Origin of the sequence: Mycobacterium sp. IS-2888, assembly GCF_001954215.1 — a bacterium.
GTDB lineage: Bacteria > Actinomycetota > Actinomycetes > Mycobacteriales > Mycobacteriaceae > Mycobacterium.
In genome coordinates, this window is the sequence record NZ_MBET01000026.1 from 42943 (window position 1) to 56271 (window position 13329).

Annotated in this window: 15 protein-coding genes; 7 read left to right on the forward strand and 8 right to left on the reverse strand. The window is 66.4% G+C overall.

From position 1 onward, the window contains the following. Positions 1-87 precede the first annotated feature (87 nt). The 4 genes from A5745_RS04715 (at position 88) to A5745_RS04725 (ending at position 1572) form a co-directional block, all read left to right on the forward strand. Complete coding sequence (locus A5745_RS04715; RefSeq protein WP_076115274.1) at positions 88-333, forward strand: hypothetical protein; 246 nt, start codon at positions 88-90, stop codon at positions 331-333. Between the two features lie 287 nt (positions 334-620). Beyond that, positions 621-785: a hypothetical protein gene (locus tag A5745_RS24585; protein ID WP_170874419.1), complete on the forward strand. Its 165-nt coding sequence runs from the start codon at positions 621-623 to the stop codon at positions 783-785. Positions 786-914: 129 nt separating this feature from the next. Beyond that, entirely contained in the window at positions 915-1133 is a 219-nt protein-coding gene (locus A5745_RS04720) for a hypothetical protein (RefSeq protein WP_076115275.1), read from the forward strand. Positions 1134-1149: 16 nt separating this feature from the next. Beyond that, positions 1150-1572, forward strand: a complete 423-nt coding sequence (locus A5745_RS04725) for an SRPBCC family protein (protein WP_076115276.1) — start codon at positions 1150-1152, stop codon at positions 1570-1572. 342 nt (positions 1573-1914) lie between these two features. On the opposite strand, the gene A5745_RS04730 is transcribed toward A5745_RS04725, so the two are convergent. The 8 genes from A5745_RS04730 to A5745_RS04765 all read right to left on the reverse strand — a co-directional run bounded on the left by A5745_RS04730 (position 1915) and on the right by A5745_RS04765 (position 10943). Beyond that, positions 1915-2778: an SMP-30/gluconolactonase/LRE family protein gene (locus A5745_RS04730; protein ID WP_076115277.1), complete on the reverse strand. Its 864-nt coding sequence runs from the start codon at positions 2776-2778 to the stop codon at positions 1915-1917. 99 nt (positions 2779-2877) lie between these two features. Continuing rightward, a complete protein-coding gene (locus tag A5745_RS04735; RefSeq protein WP_076115278.1) occupies positions 2878-4518 on the reverse strand; it encodes a PPE family protein in 1641 nt (546 codons plus the stop codon). A gap of 131 nt (positions 4519-4649) precedes the next feature. Further along, positions 4650-6443, reverse strand: a complete 1794-nt coding sequence (gene ngg / locus A5745_RS04740; RefSeq protein WP_076115279.1) for an N-acetylglutaminylglutamine synthetase — start codon at positions 6441-6443, stop codon at positions 4650-4652. Next, the gene (locus tag A5745_RS04745) at positions 6440-8245 is read right to left on the reverse strand and encodes an N-acetylglutaminylglutamine amidotransferase (protein ID WP_076115280.1); all 1806 of its coding nucleotides are present in this window, start codon (positions 8243-8245) and stop codon (positions 6440-6442) included. Before A5745_RS04745 ends, ngg begins: the two co-directional genes overlap by 4 nt. 48 nt (positions 8246-8293) lie before the next feature. Continuing rightward, the gene (locus tag A5745_RS04750) at positions 8294-8959 is read right to left on the reverse strand and encodes a nitroreductase family protein (protein ID WP_076115355.1); all 666 of its coding nucleotides are present in this window, start codon (positions 8957-8959) and stop codon (positions 8294-8296) included. Between the two features lie 31 nt (positions 8960-8990). Beyond that, complete coding sequence (locus tag A5745_RS04755) at positions 8991-9704, reverse strand: 2OG-Fe(II) oxygenase (RefSeq protein ID WP_076058633.1); 714 nt, start codon at positions 9702-9704, stop codon at positions 8991-8993. Then, a complete protein-coding gene (locus A5745_RS04760; RefSeq protein WP_076115281.1) occupies positions 9704-10216 on the reverse strand; it encodes a methylated-DNA--[protein]-cysteine S-methyltransferase in 513 nt (170 codons plus the stop codon). Before A5745_RS04760 ends, A5745_RS04755 begins: the two co-directional genes overlap by 1 nt. 52 nt (positions 10217-10268) lie before the next feature. Continuing rightward, positions 10269-10943 carry a S9 family peptidase gene (locus A5745_RS04765; protein WP_076115356.1) on the reverse strand — a complete coding sequence of 225 codons (675 nt, stop codon included), beginning with the start codon at positions 10941-10943 and terminating at the stop codon, positions 10269-10271. A 138-nt stretch (positions 10944-11081) separates the two neighbouring features. Between A5745_RS04765 and A5745_RS04770 the strand changes: the two genes are divergently transcribed. The 3 genes from A5745_RS04770 to A5745_RS04780 all read left to right on the forward strand — a co-directional run bounded on the left by A5745_RS04770 (position 11082) and on the right by A5745_RS04780 (position 13212). Next, on the forward strand, positions 11082-11585 hold the full coding sequence (locus A5745_RS04770; RefSeq protein ID WP_076115282.1) for an RNA polymerase sigma factor: 504 nt from the start codon (positions 11082-11084) through the stop codon (positions 11583-11585). After that, entirely contained in the window at positions 11582-12181 is a 600-nt protein-coding gene (locus tag A5745_RS04775) for a methylated-DNA--[protein]-cysteine S-methyltransferase (RefSeq protein ID WP_076115283.1), read from the forward strand. Before A5745_RS04770 ends, A5745_RS04775 begins: the two co-directional genes overlap by 4 nt. A gap of 89 nt (positions 12182-12270) precedes the next feature. Beyond that, positions 12271-13212 carry an alpha/beta hydrolase gene (locus A5745_RS04780; protein ID WP_076058628.1) on the forward strand — a complete coding sequence of 314 codons (942 nt, stop codon included), beginning with the start codon at positions 12271-12273 and terminating at the stop codon, positions 13210-13212. Positions 13213-13329: the final 117 nt, after the last annotated feature.

Genomic DNA, 13329 nt, shown 5'->3' on the forward strand with positions numbered 1-13329 from the left:
TCGTATCTTCGGATATACGAGAAGGCCGAACCTTTCGACCTCCCTACCTAATAACGCCGATCGGCGTTCGTACGCCCGGGGGCTGATATGACCACCGCAATCGCCGCGCACAACCCAGTCGACAAGGACGCGACCGACGGGCGTGACGATGTCTTCTTGGCGGTCGCAAAAGTGAACGCAATTGCCCGTCGAGGGGACACCGTTCTCGTCGAATCGAAGCCGCGCTGGCGACTCACGGAAGAAGAGATCGTGCGCGCGGCGATCGCGGTGATTTTGGTGGCTCTTGTAACGGTGATTGGCGTCGCCGCGGCCACGATCTTAACAATGGGTTAGCAGCGGATACGGCACGGAAGGCTCGCCCCGTCTGGCCTCGAAGACCGCAACACACGAAGACCGCCTGCTCGACCCGGAGTACGCGGAACGCCTTGGGCGGCAGCCGAAATCGGTGGACGGTCGGCAGTTGACAGGGAAGCGCAAGCACTGATCGGTTGCGGCTCTGTTCATGCATCACGCCCGTGGGCCACGTTCGCGGCTGGGCACTGACCGACATCGCGCCCGCAGGCTGCCGCATCACATAGCCGGCACAGCCAACCGCCGCCCGGTGACTGCCCAGTTCGGCGATGTTCGAGTCGGTCGTGCGCCAACGTCGCAACGACCGCACGACTTATCCCGCGAAGCTGATTCCGTTGCTCGCCACTGAGCCGCCTGAGCGCGGCGACGACCGCGTCGTGGCGAGCGCGTCGCAGCCGGTGCGCAAGTCGTCGTCCTTCGGCTGTCAGCGCTAGGGAGCGTGTGCGGCCGTCCGCACCGGGCCCGCGGTCAACGAGCCCGTCGCGAGCCAGTCGATCCACGATCCGGACGCAACCCGAGTGAGTGACACCCATCATCGAGCTCAACGACTGAACGGATCCCGCGTGCGCCAGATCCGCCAACGCGACCAGCGCTACGGCGGCGCTGCGATCCTGTCGGGTCGACGCTTCGAGCGAGTCGTAAATGGCGTCGCTGATGGCGAGCGCAGCTACCGCGACCCAGTTGATCAGCTGCTCGCCGTCGTGGTTGTCCATCGCATCCGCCGCCTGGTTTCTCTCTTCGCGTTACAGGGTAGTCGATATATGACTCAGTCATATATCTAGAAGAGGAGGTCCCTCGATGACGTTCACAGCCACCGCTGAAGTCGACATCAACGCACCCGCTGAGCGGGTGTGGCAGGCGCTGACTGATCCGGAGATCGTGGAAAAGTACTTCTTCGGAACCCACGTGGATACCGACTGGAAACCAGGTAGCCCTATCACATGGTCCGGCGAATATAACGGAACCGCGTACCAGGACAAGGGGTCGGTTATCGACGTGGAGGAGCCGCATCTGCTGCGAGTCACGCATTTCAGCCCGATGACCGGCCTGCCCGACAAGCCCGAGAACTACCACACACTCACCTACGAACTGACGCCGACGAATTCAGGCACCCGGGTGAAGCTGTCCCAGGACAACAACGCCAGCCCGGACGAAGCCAACCGAGCCGAGGCGAACTGGAATTCGATGCTGTCGGGCCTAAAGAAGACCGTCGAGGGATAGCGGGGTGGGATCAGGCGCGGCGGCACCAGCCTCTGGCCGACTTGACATAATGTCGCTTATCGGTAAATGCATGTCCAGGTCGCATGTGGTTTGAAAGAACTTTGCATCCCCGGTGATCGGATACCGCCGGCATCGGTGCCATCCCGCCCCGGACCCACCCGGAATGCACTGTGCCGAAGAAAGCCACAGAGCGCGTGGATGGTTCGGATGTCAGGTGACCGCCTTGGAGGTGGACGGCAATCCGTGAAGCCGCCATTCGACCGCCCGTCCCCGCGCCTGGCCGCGGCACCATTAATACGTCACTGTGACGAAATGCCCTGGGCCGCAAGGGATACCGTGACCTCAGCTTGCCCTCGGGACAGGCGCCTCGGTGACGAATATCCGGGCGGACCGGCGGGCCTGCACCGCCTCCAGCTGGTCGACACCTTCGAATTCGTTGCAGAGCAAGAAAAGGTGCTGACCGTCGGGGCCGCCAAGGGTGCAGGCGAAGCAGGGCAGCTCGGTCTCGACGCGATGGGTGATCTCGCCGCCGTCGAGCACCCGCACGCACGCGCCAGCGGGAGCATCCGGATCGCCCGTATGCGAAAAAACGTCAGCGGTCTGGGACCAGATCGCCGACTCGGCGTCGATACAGATGCCGTCCGGTCCCAGCCCCTCGGCCCACACCCGGCGGTCCGAAAGTGAACCGTCGTCCTGAATGACGAATGCGCTCAGCCTTCCGGCGAATGACTCGGCGACTACCAAGGTGGATCCGTCGGGCGTCACGACCATGCCGTTGGGGAACTCGATGTCACCCGCAACCTGACGATAGGTGCCATCGGGCGCGACGAGGTTGATCCAGCCGGGCTCTGGTGTGCCGCCGCCGAGGAAGTCGAAGTCGAAGCCGTTGACATACATGTGGCCCCGCGGATCGATCACGATCTCATTGCCGCCCCGCTCGCACTGCGTCACCGTCTCCCCATCGGGTTCGTGCCGAGTCACAGTCGGACCGGTCGTGATCAGGCGCCCGTCGGGCAGCCAGTCGATCGACCAACCCATCTGGGGCGGCCCCTCGGCTATCACCTCAGCCCTGCCGTCCATGTCGACGGCGACAACCTCACCCACACCCCAGTGGGCGAACCACAATCGACCCTCGTGCCACCGGGCTGACTCGACCATTACTAGGCCGGACAGCAGAGTGCGGACGGGGGGCAGGTGCTCGACCATGAGGCCACAGCGTAGTCGCCGCGCTACGACTCCCCCGACGCGCCCTTTCCGCCTGAGACATCGACCTCGATTCGTCAGTGTGACGAATTGTGTTGTGGTTCAGTCCTTTTCCCCGGGACCGTCGTGATCCCACGTATTTGGCAGCATGGGCGCCGTCGGTCCCCCGCCGAACTCGTCGCCGGACAGCGTGGTCAACCCCGTCGGCTCGCCACTGCCCTTCGATAGCGTCCCCGCAAATCCCAAGGGCCCTGCATCGCGCTCCGACGCCGCGGTCGAGACGACCGGTGGCTCGCCCGACGGCGCAGCCCAGTCGGGATCAACCTCGACATCCATATCCATGAACTCGTCGTGGTGCCCGCGCTGCTTCGCGGCCTGCCGCCGCCGGGCCCGGACCCGCTCTCGCGCGGCCGCCGCGGAGACCGCCGCAGCGCTATCCGGCTGCGACGCTTGCGTTTTCGCGCTGGAGCTAGCCCTAGCGCCCTGCCCGGAGCCGAAGCCGATGCCGGGAGGCCCGACGGCGTAGGGGGGCATGAAACCCGTCCCGCCCGCGCTTACCGGCGCTGGAGCCGCCGGCGTGGCGACCGTACTCACCGCGGGTGCGGGCGCCGGGGCCGCGCCAGGGGCGACGGCCGGTGCGCCTGCGGTGGGAGCCATCCCGGCAAGCGGCAACGCGGCGGGCGCGGCCACCACGGGCGGGACCGCCGGTGCGATTGCGGGTGGCGGCGCGCCAGTCAGGGCGGTCGGCTGAGCCAGCTCCGCGAATCCGGCGATGCCGCCCACCGCCCCGACGGGAGCGACCGCCGCGGGGATGAACGGAGAAAAAGCGCTGTAGCCGATCGATGCAAAATCGTCGGGACTCAGGACCAACAAAAACGGATTGCTCAGTGCCGTCGCCGGATCCGCGAGGAATTTATTGATGATGTTCTCGACGAAACCCACCGGATCGGCCGCGAATTCGAAGACGTGGTCGCCGCCGAACCCGAAATACAGGTCCGACAGCAGAGGGAACTGCCCCACGAAGGACTCGACGACCTGCTGCGAGTACCCGATCGGATCCGCCATGAAGGCCGCGATGCTGAAGTTTTGGATCAAGTTCAGGATCGCCGACCCCAGGTCGGACAGGTTCAGTGTGGATGCGTCGTGGGCGAGTTGCTCAGCGGTTTGGACGGCACTGGTCACGGAGTTGAGCCAGGTCGACACCGGGTTCACCACCACGGGCGGCTGCGTGGTCGGTGGAGTCGACGACACCGCCGCGCTAGACATCGCTTCATAAGTGCTCATCGTGGTCGCGGCCTGGATCCACATCCGCACGTAATCGGCCTCGTTGAGCGCAATCGGGAGGGTGTTGATCCCAAAGAAGTTGGTCGCCACCAACACAGCGTGGACGATGTGGTTGGTGGCCAGCTCGGCCAGCGTCGGCATGGCCGCCAATGCGGCGGTGTAGGACGTCGCCGCCGTCTCATGCTGAGCGGCAGCCGCAGCGCTGTTGGCGCTGGCCTGCATCAACCACGCCAGATACGGCACGTGGGCGGCCACATATGACTCCGCGGTCGGCCCCTCCCATGCCCCCGCCAGCACACTGGCCAACACCGCGGTGACCTCCTCGGCCACCGAGGCATATTCCGTGCTCAAGGCGCTCCATGCGTCCGCCGCCGCAAGCAACGATGCCGGACCGGGCCCAGCGCTCAGCAGTGCCGAATGCACCTCCGGCGGTGCGGCCATCCATATAGGCGCGGCCATACGCCCAGCCCCCTACCCCCAACGCGTAGGCGGTCAAGTTAGCACAAGCTAACTCGACGTGCAGGCCCCGCTACCCCGCCGAATCGTCACAGTGATGAATTCGCTTGGTGCGCACGGCAATACAAATCACGTCAGTCGCGCGGGTGCTGGGCCTCTTCGGGAGTCCAGGCCAGCGGATTGCCCGGCTGACTGGGAAAGAGATAGTCAAGGAAGGCCGCGGCCGTGGGCTGCGGTTCGTGGTTGGCCAGCCCCGGGCGCTCGTTGGCCTCGATGAAGGCGTATTCGGTGCCGGCCACGTCCGGCACGATGAGGTCAATGCCGGTCACCGGGATACCGATCGCCGCGGCGGCCGCCACCCCGACATGACATAGTTCCGGATTCACCCGGGCGGTGACGTCGTGGATCGTGCCGCCCTGATGCAGGTTGGCGGTGTGGCGAACGCGCAGTCGAGTCCCCTTCGGCAGCACATCGTCAAGCGTCCAACCCGCCTCGGCGACCGTCGCCGCGGTGACCTCGTCGAGCGGGATCCGGGACTCACCGCCGGTGGCCGCGGACCGCCGCCGACTCTCGGCAGCGATCAAGTCCCGCACCGTGTGGTCACCCGTGCCGATGATTTCGGGCGGCATCCGCAGCGCGGCGGCGATCACCCGGCCGTCGATCACCACCAACCGGAGATCGTCGCCGCGCACCCGCTCCTCGATCAGCACCTCGTGGTATTCCGCTAGCGCCCGTCTCAGTGCGGCGGTGAGCTCATCGGGACCATCGTCTGCGGTGATGCCGACGGTGATGCCGTTGCCTTGCTCGCCGCGCGTCGGCTTGACGACAACCTCCCCGACCTCGGTCACAAAATCGAAGTCGCTCTTGTCGAACGTGGCCAGCCGGGCACGAGGCACCGTGATGCCCACTTCGGATACAAGGCGTCGCGTCAAACGCTTGTCGTCGCAGCGGGCCATCGCGATCGCCGACGTGAACTCCGACAGCGATTCCCGGGTGATCACGGTGCGGCCGCCGTGCGCCAGTCGCATCTCGCCCGTTTCGGCATCGAGGACCTCTACCCAGATGCCGCGGCGCAGCGCCTCGTCGGCGATGATCCGCGCATAGGGATTGAGGTCCTCGACCGTCTCGGGCGGCGGCGTGAACAGCGGTTCGTTGATCGCGTTCTTCCGCTTGATGGCCAGCACCGGAACTCGTCGAAAGCCCAGCTTCTCGTAAAGCGCTATGGCGCCGGCATTGTCGTGCGCCACCGACAGATCCATGTAGGCGCGACCCTTCCTGCGGAAGTGCTCGGCCAAAGCCCGGGTCAGGGCTTCGCCTATGCCGGGAAGCGCCGCGGCGGGGTCGACGGCCAGTGTCCACAGGCTGGATCCGCGCTCCGGATCCTTGAAGAGCAACTCATGATCGACACCGGTGACGGTGCCCACCACCGCGCCGTCGTTGTCGCGCACCGCGAGTAGATATGTCACCGCCTCCACGTGTTGGTGGTTGTCCCAAATCGTTTCGACGGGCGCGGGAACCATTCCGCAGCGCACGAATACGCGGTTCATCGCGTCGGCGTCGTCCGGATCGTTCAGCGTACGGACGGTCACGCCGAGCGGGGAGGGTGTCAAGTCTTCCTGATCGGATTCGCCGAAGCGCAGCCGATAGGTGTGGCTGGGATCGATAAAGAGCTCGCTCGGGGATCCGGCGACCACCACGTGAGACTCGTGGGCGTAGATGCAGATGTCCCGCCGCCCCGGCGCTTCCCGTCGCAACGTCTCGGTCAGCTTGCCGGCATCGACGAAAGTCTGGCCGAAAATCAGCCGCCCCCAGCCCAATTCGAGCTCGACGTCCTCGGCCATCGCCTTCGCCAGGTGGTCCGGCGACGCATCGTGCAGGCTGAGCGTGATCGCCTCGGGATTCTCCTCCGACGGTTCGATGGCGGTCACGCCGCAGATCCCGTCACACCGTGGCGCTGCAGCCAGAGTTCGAGCAACGCGATCTGCCAGAGCTCATTGCCGCGCAGTGGGGTGAGCTTGCCGTTGGGGTCGGCCAGGAGCGCATCGACCGCGTCTGTGTCGAATAGCCCGCGTTCCTTGGCCTCAGGCGAATACAGTGCATTGCGAACCAAGTCGAGGTACGGGCCTTCCAAGTGAGTCAGGGCGGGCACCGGGAAATACCCCTTCGGCCGATCGATGACTTCCGACGGGATTACCCGCCGCGCGGCCTCTTTGAGAACTCCTTTGCCGCCTTGAGCGATCTTCAGCTCCGGCGGGCAGGTCGCCGCGAGCTCGACCAACTCGTGGTCTAGGAAGGGAACCCGGCCCTCCAGCCCCCAGGCCATCGTCATGTTGTCCACCCGTTTGACCGGGTCGTCCACCAACATCACCGTCGTATCCAGCCGGAGCGCACGGTCGACGCCGGTATCGGCATTGGCCTGCGCGAAATGCTCGGTGACAAAACGCACGCTGGGATCACCCGGGGCCGCGTTGCCTGGCCCGAGAAGCGCCGCAACGCCTTCCGCATCGCGATCGAAGAAGGCACCGCGATATTGCGCGACCGCGCCATCCAGGGTGGCCGCGGCGGGTGACTGCATCGGCGGGTACCAGTGATAGCCGGCGAACACCTCGTCGGCGCCCTGACCCGACTGCACGACCTTGACATGACGGGACACCTCCTGGCTGAGCAGGTAGAAGGCGACGCAGTCGTGGCTGACCATCGGCTCGCTCATCGCGGCGATCGCCCCGTCGAGCGCGGGCAGCATGCGGTCCGTCCCGATGCGGATCTGATGATGGTCGGTGCCGAAACGTTCGGCGATGATGTCCGACCAGCGAAACTCGTCACCCTGGACGCCGCCGGCGGATTCGAAGCCGATGGAAAAGGTGGACAGGCCGTGCTGCCCGGCTTCGGCGAGCAGCCCGACGATCAGGCTGGAGTCGACACCGCCGGACAGCAGGCAGCCGACCGGCACGTCGGCGACGAGGCGGCGCTTGACCGCGACCCGCAGTGAGGACAGCACGGCGTCCTCCCAGTCGCGTTCGGACCAGTCCGCGCGGTCGGCTCGCCTCGTGAAGTCCGGCGTCCAGTACGTGGTGGTAGTGCGTTTGCCGTCGGGCTCGATGGCCACGAGCGACGCGGGCGGGACCTTGCGAACTCCACGCAGGATGGTCAGCGGTGCCGGCACGACGGAATGAAACGTCATGTAGTGGTGCAGCGCGACGGGGTCGATCCTGGTGTCCACGCCGCCGCCGGCAAGCAACGCCGGCAAAGTCGACGCGAAGCGGATCCGGTGATCGTCTTCGGTCAGGTACAGAGGCTTGATCCCGAGCCGGTCGCGACCTAACAACACCCGGCCGCTGTCTCGTTCAACGATGGCGAACGCGAACATCCCCATCAGGTGGCTCACGAAGTCGTCGCCCCAGCGGTGGTAGGCCTTGATCAGCACCTCGGTGTCGCTGTGGGAAAAGAAGCGGTAGCCGTAACCCTCGAGTTCGCGACGGAGCTCCTTGTAGTTGTAGATGCAGCCGTTCCAGGCCAGCGCCAGGCCCAGGTCGGAATCGACCATCGGTTGGGCGCCGTGCTCGGTCAGATCGATGATTCTGAGGCGACGATGACCTAGGGCAACCCGCCCTTGTGACCAGGCACCCGCCCCGTCCGGCCCCCGCGGCGCCATGACCTCAGCCATCGCTGCAACCGCCGCTACATCTGGGACGCGGCCGTCGAGTCGCACCTCACCGGTGGCTCCACACATCCGTTCAAGCGTACCGAGAGCCATTCCGGCGCGCGCACGCCGCCTTGTTCAGCCAGCGAACGGCGGGCCATCGAAGCGCTCGCAGGTAGCGAACTCGGCGACGGGCCGTCGCCGCAGCTTCGTGACTTCGCGCACCGGCTTGCCCAGCGGCAGGATCGCGGCGATGGCGAACGTGTCGGGCACACCGAGAAGCTCTTTGACGCGTGGTTCCTCGGCCACGGCCATCGTTGTGAGCACACCGCCGTAGCCCTCGTTGCGCGCGGCCAGCAACACGTTCCACGCGAACGGGTACACCGACGCGCCGGGTACGACGGCGATGCGATCGAGGTCTTGATCGGTTGCGGCGACGACGGCGAGATCCAAGCAGATCACCAGCGTCACGGGCGCTTCGCGCAGCGGGGCCGACATCTGCGGCGGCGGCTCGGTCGCCTCGATCGTTGATCGGTCTATGGCGCTGGGCTGCAACGGATTCCACGGTGATTCGCCCTTGGCGAGCTGGGCGGTATAGCGGCGGGCGGCGGTAAGCCCCAGGTCCGCCAATGCCGACCGGGTGTACCGATCGCGAAGCACGATGACGCGTACGCCCTGGCGATTGCCGCCCGTCGGCGCGAAGCGGGCACTGTCGAGTATCCGTTCGAGAATGTCGTCGGGCAGCGGGTCGTCGGTGAATTCGCGCACCGCGGGCGTCGTGCGCATGACGTCGTAAAGCTCCATGAGCATCATGGTGCCCGAAACGAAGCGCCTTTCAGGCGGCGTCGTGAAAGATCAACCCGAGGGTGTAGCGCTCGCCGGAGCGGACCGCCGACACTCCGTGGCGGACCGGGGCGGCCGACCATCCGCGCGTCGAGCGGACCGGTCGTTCTCTAGTGGTGAAGATGTAGCCGTGGCCGTGCGGCAGCGTAGTGGCCGTGCCGCGTGACTGCGCCCGAGGCCGCTGCTCGACGAGCAGGAATTCGCCACCCGTGTGCGTCGCGCCCGGCTCGCTGAGGTTGATGACGACCTGCAGCGGAAAGACCAGGTCTCCGTAGAGGTCTCGGTGCAGGGCATTCCAGTCCCCGGGCCCGTACTTGAGCATCAGAGCAGTGGGCTTGGTTTGGCCGGCGCGATGGCACATGTCCAACCATTCGTCGAGGGTGTCGGGCCACGGGGCTTCGCGACGCAGTTTGGTCCACCAGTCGCGGGCGATGGGCAGCAGCCGGGGGTAGAGAGCTTGCTTCAGCGCTTCGATCGGGTGTGGGTAGGGCTGTTGAAAGTAGCGATATTCGCCTTGCCCATAGCGGTGACGACCCATGTCGATCGTCGCGCGAAAGAGGCTGTCGTCGGGGTAGAGCTCACGGACCTTGCCACACTCGCGTGGGGTCAGCAGCCGTGGGAGCAGTGCGCCGCCGACATCGTCCATCTCCGCGGCGACCGCGTCCCAGTCGGCGCCGTCGACGCGCCGGCACCACGTCGACGGCATCAAAACAACCTGCCGGCCGCCGCGGGCGTCGGCTCCTCGAGATCCAGCAGGAATCGCTTGCGCTTCAGGCCGCCAGCGTAACCGGTTAGGGCGCCGTTCTTTCCGACGACGCGGTGGCAGGGCACCACGATGCTGAGCGGGTTGCGCCCGACGGCTTGGCCGACGTCGTATGCGGTGGTGCCGTCGGCCAATTTGGCAGCCAACTCACCGTAGGTGGCGGTCTGGCCATAGGCGATGCCGGGCAGCAGGTCCCAGATTCGCCGGTCGTTCGGGGCGCCTGTCGCTACGACGGGAAGATCGAACTCGATCCGCTTCCCGGCGAGGTATTCGTCGAGCTGGTTTTTGGTGCGGTCGAACAACTCGTCGGCGGTTGCCTCGACGTAGCTGCCCAGCCTGTCTGTCGTGGGCGGGTGCCAGTGCTGCCGGAAATACACACCGGTCAGGGCGTCGCCGTCGGCGACGAGTGTCAGCTCGCCCAGCGGACTGTCGATCACCGTGTGTCGTGTTGTCATCGTTTTCCCTCCTTCTGGGTAAACGACGACCGAGCCGAAAGCGTGAGATCGATCAACGACCGTGTATCGCTGCGATCCGGGCGGCGACCTCGCCGGCCACATCGTGAGCCACTCCGCCCTCCGCCGGCTCGTAGCGATCGGCGAGCGGGTCGTACACCGCGCCGGCGATCGACCCATGATCGGCTTCCAGCTCCACCAAATCCACCGGCCAGCCGATCCGTTCGAGGCCGTCGGCGAAGGCCTTGCTCGCTGCCACCGGCACCGCGTCGTCGGCGAGGCCGTGCAACAACGTAAACGGCGCGCCGACACGCGCAGAAGGCAATGCATCGGTGAGGGTCTTGCCCGAAATGGGATCGGGGACCATGAAAGCGCCTGCGAGGCAAACCGTATGGGCGACAACGATTTCGAACTGTTCGGCGTCGAGCGTCAGGGCCGCCGCGGCCGCGCCTCCTAAAGACCACCCGACAAGCACGATGCCGCCCGTGTCGCTGGCTCGCTGCCGGACGAAGTCCACCGATCGCAACAAGTCCGCGCGGCCGCCGTCGTGCGCATGGGAGTTCCAATCCGGGACGACCACCGCAACGCCGTGGCCGGCGAGCAAACCGGCAAGGGGCCGTACAACAGTGCGCGCATCGGACTGCATGCCGTGCCACAGCAAGACCGCGGGTTGCGTCGCGTCGCCGTAAACATCGGCCAATCGTTCCGGGGCGTACTCGACCGTCTGCACGGACACCAGGGTGCCCAGGCGCGGCGGATCCAATCGTTTCTCACATTCCGTGGCACGCCGACGTCTTCATAGTTGAGTTGTTTAATCCGTACGGAGGAGCGCGAATGCATACCCGAGCCCGCCGGTGATGTCGGGGTGATGGCCCGCCGGCATCCGAAGCCGCCGTTCGAGGCCGTTGTGGCACGGCACGGCGCCACGGTGCTGCGCGTGGTTCGCGCGGTGGTCGGCCACAGCGACGCCGATGACGCATGGTCGGACACCTTCCTGGCCGCCTTGAAGGCCTACCCGCGGCTGCCGCCCGAGGCCAACATCGAGGCGTGGCTGGTGACGATCGCGCATCGCAAGGCCATCGACATCACCCGCACAGCATCACGCCGGGCCGTCCCGGTCGCCGACCCGCCCGACGTCCCCGCCTCCGAGCGGGCAGATAGCCACGACCTCGACCTGGACGCCGCGGTCGGCGCGCTACCACCCAAACAACGCCAGGCGGTGGCCTACCACTACCTGGCCGGTCTTCCTTATGCGGAGATCGCGCTGATCCTCGACAGCAGCGAGGCCGCCGCTCGGCGCGCCGCCGCCGACGGGATCGCCACACTGCGACGCACCTATCCGCTTCTCGACACAGCAAGGAAAAATCGATGACCACACCAAGCCTGTCCCGGCACTTCCCCGTTGACCCGGCTCATCTCAAGCGGCTGCACGTGCGCCTGGAAAGGGACGCCCAGAACGGGGATCTACTCGACATCGCCTATCGCACAGTGGATTCCGCGCTCGGCCCGCTGCTGTTGGCGGCGACCCCACTCGGCTTGCTGCGGGTCGCATTCGCCAACGAAAGTCCCGACGCCGTGCTGCAGAACCTCTCCGCACGCATCAGCCCGCGAGTGCTGGAGGCGCCCGCGCGGCTGGATCCGGTTGCGCGGCAACTCGAGGAATTCTTCGCCGGCCGGCGCCGAAGCTTCGACGTCGCGCTGGACTGGTCGCTGTCGCAGGGATTTCGGCGCACGGTGCTGGAACGCCTCAACGCCGACATCGGCTACGGCACCACCACCAGCTATGCCACGCTGGCCCGGCTGTCCGGCTCTCCCAAGGCGGTGCGCGCCGTCGGCACCGCGTGCGCGACGAACCCGATCCCGATCGTCGTGCCGTGCCACCGGGTGATCCGATCCGACGGAGCCGTCGGTGCGTACCGCGGCGGGCCCGACGCCAAGCGCGTTCTGCTCGACCTCGAGCGGCCCTGACGGCTGCGCCGTCCCTGGCGAATTCCTGCATCGAGGCTGTTTCCGCTGTGTATGGTCAACGTGGCCTGGCACCGGAGCAGAGGGCATCCATGGCAAGAAGATCGTCCGACAAACCCTTCACGTCACGGCGGGCGTTGGATCCCGGCTTGCGCAAGGTGGCCCCCTTCTTGCCCCGGGGGTATGCCCTGCACCGCGGCTACAGAGTCCAGCGGGCGCTGATGCTGCTGATGGGCAACGCGGGCCGACTCCGCAACATACCGGTGGTCGCGGTCGACGAACACGTCAAGGTCCGCCTCCATCGACCGACGGGCCTTCCCGATCGGGCGCCGGCGCTGCTGTGGATCCACGGCGGCGGCACGATCATGGGGACCGCCGTGCAGGACGACAAGTACTGCCGCAAGCTGTCCCGCCTCACCGGTGTCGCGGTGGCGGCGGTCGAATATCGACTCGCTCCCGAACATCCGTATCCCACACCGGTGGAAGACTGCTATGCGGCGCTGCGGTGGCTGGCGCGCCAGCCATGGGTGGACCCCGATCGCGTCGCCGTCGGCGGGGCAAGTGCCGGTGGACATTTCGCGGCCGCGGTGGCACAGCGTGCGCACGATCGCGGCGACGTCAAACTCGCGTACCAGATGCTCGTCTATCCGATGCTCGACGATCGCACGGGCACCACACGCGACGGTCTGAAGCGGATCATGTGGACCGAATCCGACAACCAGTTGGCCTGGCGCTGGTACCTCGACGGCGCGGACCCGAAGGAGGCGGTGCCGGCGCGCCGGGAAGATTTGACCGGCCTGCCGCCGGCGTGGATCGGTGTCGGGACGCTGGACCTGTTCTATCAGGAGTGTCTCGAGTACGCGCGACGCTTACGCGAGGCGGGTGTCAGCGTCCACGAGGAGATCGTCCCGGGCGCATTTCATGCGTTCGACCAGATCGCGGACAAGGCTCCGATATCGGTGAACTTCTTCGCCAGCCAACGCGATCACCTATGGGCCGCCCTCGCCGCGCCCACCGGAAACCTGTCCCCCTGACATCGAATCGCATTGCCGTTGAATGGTTTTCGGTGATGCCGGCGGCCGGGAGCCCGTGCGGTGCCGGCAGGGCCGTCAGCGGTCCAGCCGAATTCACTGGGCGCCAGTTGACTGCAA

Excerpts from the sequence above, each read along its gene's own strand:
- A5745_RS04715 (WP_076115274.1), top strand. The coding sequence starts at position 88 with ATGACCACCGCAATCGCCGCGCACAACCCAGTCGACAAGGACGCGACC.
- A5745_RS04780 (WP_076058628.1), top strand. The coding sequence starts at position 12,271 with ATGGCAAGAAGATCGTCCGACAAACCCTTCACGTCACGGCGGGCGTTG.
- A5745_RS04760 (WP_076115281.1), bottom strand. The coding sequence starts at position 10,216 with ATGACAACACGACACACGGTGATCGACAGTCCGCTGGGCGAGCTGACA.
- A5745_RS04735 (WP_076115278.1), bottom strand. The coding sequence starts at position 4,518 with ATGGCCGCGCCTATATGGATGGCCGCACCGCCGGAGGTGCATTCGGCA.
- A5745_RS04750 (WP_076115355.1), bottom strand. The coding sequence starts at position 8,959 with ATGGAGCTTTACGACGTCATGCGCACGACGCCCGCGGTGCGCGAATTC.
- A5745_RS04730 (WP_076115277.1), bottom strand. The coding sequence starts at position 2,778 with ATGGTCGAGCACCTGCCCCCCGTCCGCACTCTGCTGTCCGGCCTAGTA.
- A5745_RS04775 (WP_076115283.1), top strand. The coding sequence starts at position 11,582 with ATGACCACACCAAGCCTGTCCCGGCACTTCCCCGTTGACCCGGCTCAT.
- A5745_RS04770 (WP_076115282.1), top strand. The coding sequence starts at position 11,082 with ATGGCCCGCCGGCATCCGAAGCCGCCGTTCGAGGCCGTTGTGGCACGG.
- A5745_RS04725 (WP_076115276.1), top strand. The coding sequence starts at position 1,150 with ATGACGTTCACAGCCACCGCTGAAGTCGACATCAACGCACCCGCTGAG.
- A5745_RS04755 (WP_076058633.1), bottom strand. The coding sequence starts at position 9,704 with ATGCCGTCGACGTGGTGCCGGCGCGTCGACGGCGCCGACTGGGACGCG.
- A5745_RS04745 (WP_076115280.1), bottom strand. The coding sequence starts at position 8,245 with ATGTGTGGAGCCACCGGTGAGGTGCGACTCGACGGCCGCGTCCCAGAT.
- A5745_RS24585 (WP_170874419.1), top strand. The coding sequence starts at position 621 with ATGTTCGAGTCGGTCGTGCGCCAACGTCGCAACGACCGCACGACTTAT.